The 5,020-nt window shown below is 65.4% G+C and carries 6 protein-coding genes; 4 read left to right on the top strand and 2 right to left on the bottom strand.

Features of this window, described 5'->3' with window-relative positions; all coding sequences use genetic code 11:
* The coding region (locus KHY18_RS26805) for a Bug family tripartite tricarboxylate transporter substrate binding protein (RefSeq protein ID WP_249729411.1) at positions 1-373 on the top strand (373 nt) is incomplete at its 5' end.
* 18 nt (positions 374-391) lie between these two features.
* Here the strand turns inward: KHY18_RS26805 and KHY18_RS26810 are convergent.
* On the bottom strand, positions 392-1,336 hold the full coding sequence (locus KHY18_RS26810; RefSeq protein WP_213307461.1) for a diacylglycerol kinase catalytic domain-containing protein: 945 nt from the start codon (positions 1,334-1,336) through the stop codon (positions 392-394).
* Complete coding sequence (locus KHY18_RS26815; protein WP_213307463.1) at positions 1,333-2,382, bottom strand: SPFH domain-containing protein; 1,050 nt, start codon at positions 2,380-2,382, stop codon at positions 1,333-1,335. Before KHY18_RS26815 ends, KHY18_RS26810 begins: the two co-directional genes overlap by 4 nt.
* Positions 2,383-2,458: 76 nt before the next feature.
* On the opposite strand from KHY18_RS26815, the gene KHY18_RS26820 reads away from it, so the two are divergent.
* The 3 genes from KHY18_RS26820 to KHY18_RS26830 all read left to right on the top strand — a co-directional run.
* Complete coding sequence (locus KHY18_RS26820; RefSeq protein ID WP_213307466.1) at positions 2,459-3,205, top strand: NUDIX hydrolase; 747 nt, start codon at positions 2,459-2,461, stop codon at positions 3,203-3,205.
* Between the two features lie 153 nt (positions 3,206-3,358).
* On the top strand, positions 3,359-3,655 hold the full coding sequence (locus KHY18_RS26825) for a helix-turn-helix domain-containing protein (RefSeq protein WP_213307469.1): 297 nt from the start codon (positions 3,359-3,361) through the stop codon (positions 3,653-3,655).
* Positions 3,656-3,766: 111 nt separating this feature from the next.
* The coding region (locus tag KHY18_RS26830) for a lytic murein transglycosylase (protein ID WP_213307471.1) at positions 3,767-5,020 on the top strand (1,254 nt) is incomplete at its 3' end.

Genomic DNA, 5,020 nt, shown 5'->3' on the forward strand with positions numbered 1-5,020 from the left:
CAGCATGTTCGATATCCTGGGCAGCTCCATTTCCCACATCAAGTCGGGCAAACTCCGGCCGCTGGCCGTGACGACCAAGGAGCGCTCGCCGCTGCTGCCGAATGTGCCTTCGATCGCCGAAATGGGTTTTCCCGATTTCGAGTACTACGCCTGGCACGGCATCTCCACCACCGCCGGCACGCCCAAGCCCATCATCAAGCGGCTCAACACCGAACTGCGCACGATCTTCAGCGACCCGGCCTTCAAGGCGAAATGGCTTGAAATCGGCTCCGAATCGGTCGCGGGCACGCCCGAGGAGTTTGCCGCGTTCATTCAATCGGAGGCGCGAAAAATGGGGCCGCTGATCAAGACGCTGGACATCCACCTGGACTGAAGCCCGCCACACGCGCCGTCAAAGCACCAGCTGTCCCTTCATCGCGCAGGGTGCAATCGTTGCCTCCATGCCTGCGGTGAACTGCAGGTAGTCGGCCTCCATGCCGTCCGAGAAGATGATGCCGTTGTCCGGCATGCGCGAGCGCACCCTCAGCGGCTGCGCGTCCCGCACCCGCCCGTAGACCAGCGTGGTCTGTGAAGTGCGCGTGGGAAACGGCTCGCGCACCGCGAACACCAGCGCGCGTTCGTCCCAGTCCATGGGCTGGTAGGCATCTTGCGCGGATGGCAGGCCCAGCGTGCGTGCAATCGCCAGCGAGCCCGTGACGATGCTCTTGAGCCAGGCCGTGGAGCCCAGGCCGGTGGAGACGATCAAGCCCGAGGAAGACTGGAACTCGGTTTGCGTGCCGTGCGTCAGATCGTAGAGCGCCGAGCTGTGGCTGCGTGGGCCGATGAACAGGTCGTTGACGGCGCGCAGCACCTGGCCGTCGTTCAGGCGCGCTTCGGCCATGGTCACCGAGCGGGTGGGGCGCCGGTCGGCGGCCACGGCCGGCAAGATCGCGCCCAGCGCGTGCGGCTCGAACGCCAGCAACACCCCGTCCCAGCGCGCCGGCTCGGGGTTGAGGCCCACCAGCGGCTGGCCTTCGAGGTACTTCATGGTGTTGGCCACCAGACCGTCCTGGCCCAAGGCCACCACGATATCCGAGGGCGCGAAGACGAAGTTGGCCAGCAGCGAGCGGTCGACAATCTGGTAGCGCCCCCAGGCCTGCAGCGCCTGCACCGTGACGCTCAGGCTGGCCGCATAGGCCTCGTTCTCCTTGACGTAGTCCGAGAAGTCGCCCCCCAGGTGCTCGACATAGAACTTCGCCTGGCCCAGCGTGTTGTAGCGCGCCACCAGGTTGTCCAGCCGGGTACGGCGCGTGACCAGCACCACCCGTCTGTCGCCTTGAAGCGCCGGCCCGCTCATACAGGCCTCCGTGCGCTCGCCGCGCCGGCCGCCGCACCGGCGCCCAGCAGCGAGTTGAGCAGCTCGGGCGACATGTTGAGCTGGCCTATGCGTTCGGCGCGCTCGGCGATGCCGCCGAAGGCCTGCGCAATGAGCTGGCCGGGCTGCATGCCCACGGCCGCCAGGGCCTGCACCACGCGCGGATCGGCATTCTCCAGCGCGTCCATCACCGCGCGCACCTTGTGCGCCTGGGCCTGGGCCTCCTCGCGCGTGTTCTGCGCCGCGCTGGTGACGAAGGCCTTGCGCTGGTTCTCCAGCACGATGTCGGCATTCATTTGCTCGGCCCGCAGCTCGTTCTGGCGTCGCATGGCCTCGGCCTGGGCCTCCATCTGCGTGGCCTGGATCTCGCGCTTCTTCACTTCCACCGCGATCTCCGTGTCGAGTTCGTTCTGGCGGATGGCGCGCTCGTTCTGCACGCCCGCCATGCGGCGCTGCGAGATGGCGTCGTCGGCGGCCTTCAGGTTGGCTTCGCGCGCTTCGGCTTCGAGCGCGCGGGCGATGTCGGTGGTGGGCTTGATCGCCACGACCGACACCCCCAGGATCTCCAGGCCCAGGGCCTGGATCTCGGCTTGGTTGCCGAGCTGCTGCTGCGCCGTCCTGGCGATCTCGGCCGTGGCCTTGAGCGCATTGCGCAGGGGCAGGGCCTGTATCACCTGCTGCACGATGGCGCGCACCTGCATCACCACGCGGCCCTGGAGACGGTCAGGATCTTCCGAGGCGTAGGACACGCCATCGGGGCTCAAGGAGAAATCCATCATCTTGTAGATGCGGCTGGGGTCGCCCACGCGGTAGCTGACTTCGCCCTGCACGGTCACGCCCTGGAAGTCGCTGGTCACCAGTTCCAGCATGAAACCGGCATCGCGGCTGGCGATGGGCACGGCGACCAGCGACGTGATGGGAGCGTAGTAGAAGAACGAGAGGCCGGCCCCCTGGCGCATCAGCTTGCCGCCGCGAAACTGCATGAGGTGGGTGGTGGGCTGCGATTTGATGAACTGAAAGCCAAACATGGGGAGCTCCTTTCTGGGTTGCACTGTGCAACTCCCATTGGGTTGTATAGTACAACTCGAACAGGAGAAGTCAAGCATGGCCACGATAAAAACCCCGGCGCGCGCATCGGCGCTCCATTTCGAGCGGCCCTTGGTCACGGTCGACGTGGTGATCTTCACGGTGATCGAGCAGCAGCTGAAGGTGCTGCTGGTGCACCGCCCCGAGACCGCCAGCGATCCCTTCCCCGGCAGCCTGGCGCTGCCCGGCGGATTCATCGACGTGGCCGTCGATGCCAGCCTGCACGACTGCGCGCTGCGCAAGCTGGGGGAGAAGACGGGCTTGGAGGCGCCCTACCTGGAGCAGCTGGGCAGCTGGGGCAGCGCCACGCGCGATCCGCGCGGCTGGAGCGCCACGCATGTCTATTTCGCGCTGGTGCCAGCGCCCGAAGACACAGACGCCACGGCTTCGGCGACATCGCAATGGCTGGAGGTCGGCACGGCCTTGCGCACGCATCTGGCGTTCGACCACAGCGAGATACTGGCCGGGGCCGTGGAGCGCCTGCGCGCCAAGGTCGAGTACACGTCGCTGCCCGCGTTCCTGCTGCCCGAGCCTTTCACGCTGCCGCAGCTGCAGCGCACCTACGAGGTGGTACTGGGCCGACCCATGGACAAGAGCGCGTTCCGCAAACGCATGCTGGATGCGCAGTTCCTGGCCGAGGAGGGCGCGATCGCCGGTGATGCGGGGCGCTCAGCCATGGGCTACCGCATACGCGACCGCGAACGTGCTGCGGTTTTTCCGCGCACGTTTCGCTCTGTCGAAGGTCCATCCTTGGCATCTTCTTGACAAGACATTCCGGGAGATAGATCTCGAAAATCTATGCAATGACGTAGATTCAATGCCTGGTTTTGATGAAAGTAAAGAAATCTATGCATTCGCATGGATAGCTTGCTTGCACGGCTGTTTTGAACGAAAATCTATGCTATCAGATAGATTTATATGAAAAAAAACATCAGAACAACGGCCGACCTGGGGCTTGTCTTGCGCGGTGTGCGCAAAAGCCAAGCGCTTCGTCAGGACGATCTCGCTGCTATTTCGGGTGTGGGATCAGTGTTTGCCGGAGAGGTCGAACGCGGCAAGGAATCCGTACATTTGGGCAAGGTGCTCAAGCTGCTCGAAGAAGCAGGCATCAAGCTCATTGCCGAGTATGCCGACAGCGCAGAGGACAGCGTTGAGGCGCAATTTGCCAAGGGTGCAAAACCGCTGAAACCACGCTCTGTAAAGGTGGTTCAATGAGTGTGCCGCGTGAGCTGAAGATCTCGATCAACGACCAACAAGTAGCCTAGCTCCTTCCAGCAAGAAGGCGCCGGGCGCGTGAGATCGAACGGGCTGCATAGAACGGCGAGAATGGAGCGCATGCAAGAAACATCTCATTTTCCAGCACCGGCGCGCGGCTGGCTTGTTCCCGGTTTGCTGGCGATCCTCGCCGTTGCGGGCTGCACCTCCGCTGCGCCGGTGGAACCCAAGGCTGCGGCGCCGACGGTCACCAGCGCAAGCCCGGCTCCATCCGATGAAGCCCAACACCAGCAGAAGTTTGCGCGCTGGGTGGCCGAGTTCCGCACCAGTGCGCGCGCCGCGGGCATCGACGAGGCAACGCTGCACGCCGCATTCGATGGCGTGCGCTTCGTGCCGCGCGTCGTCTCCTCGGACCGCGCCCAGCCCGAGTTCACGCGCACCGTGTGGGCCTATCTCGACAGCGCGGTGTCGGCGCAGCGCGTCACCCGCGGCCAGGACAAGCTGCTGCAACTGCGTCCGCAGGTCGACGCCATTACAGCGCGCTATGGCGTGCCGACAGAAATCATCTTCGCGATCTGGGGCATGGAGAGCAATTACGGCAGCAATGTCGGCGACATTCCGGCCATAGACGCACTGGCGACGCTGGGCTTCGAGGGCCGGCGCGAAGACTGGGCGCGTGGTCAGCTGCTCGCGGCCTTGAAAATCCTGCAAAACGGTGACATCGCCCGCGAACGAATGATTGGTTCATGGGCCGGGGCCATGGGCCAGACGCAATTCCTGCCATCGAACTTTCTGGCCTATGCGGTCGATGCCGATGGCGACGGCCGCCGTGACATCTGGGGCAGCGTGCCCGATGTGACGGCATCGACCGCGAACTTCCTGGCGCGCTCGGGCTGGCAAGCCGGTCAGCCCTGGGGGCTGGAGGTCCGCTTGCCGTCGGGGTTCGACTACGCGCGTGCCGACGATGCGCGCCAGCCGGCAAGCCAGTGGGCAGGCGAGGGCGTGCAATCCATGGACGGCACGCCGCTGCCGGCGCTCGAGGGCGCGTCGATTCTGCTGCCTGCGGGTGCTCGCGGCCCGGCCTTCCTGGTGGGAGCCAACTTCCGCACCATCCTGCGCTACAACAACTCGACCAGCTATGCGCTGGCCGTCGGTTTGCTGGCGCAGAAACTGGCGGGCGGCCCCGGGGTGCAGGCGCCCTGGCCGCGCGATCTGCAGGCACTGAGCAACAGCCAGGTGCGCGCGCTGCAGACGGCGCTGAACGCGCGCGGCTTCGACACCGGCGCGCCCGACGGCACCATGGGCCCCGCGACGCGGCGCGGCATTCGCCAGTACCAGCAGAGCCTGGGCCTGCCGGCGGACGGC

Origin of the sequence: Acidovorax sp. CCYZU-2555 (assembly GCF_018413525.1) — a bacterium.
Classification (GTDB): Bacteria; Pseudomonadota; Gammaproteobacteria; order Burkholderiales; family Burkholderiaceae_C; genus Comamonas.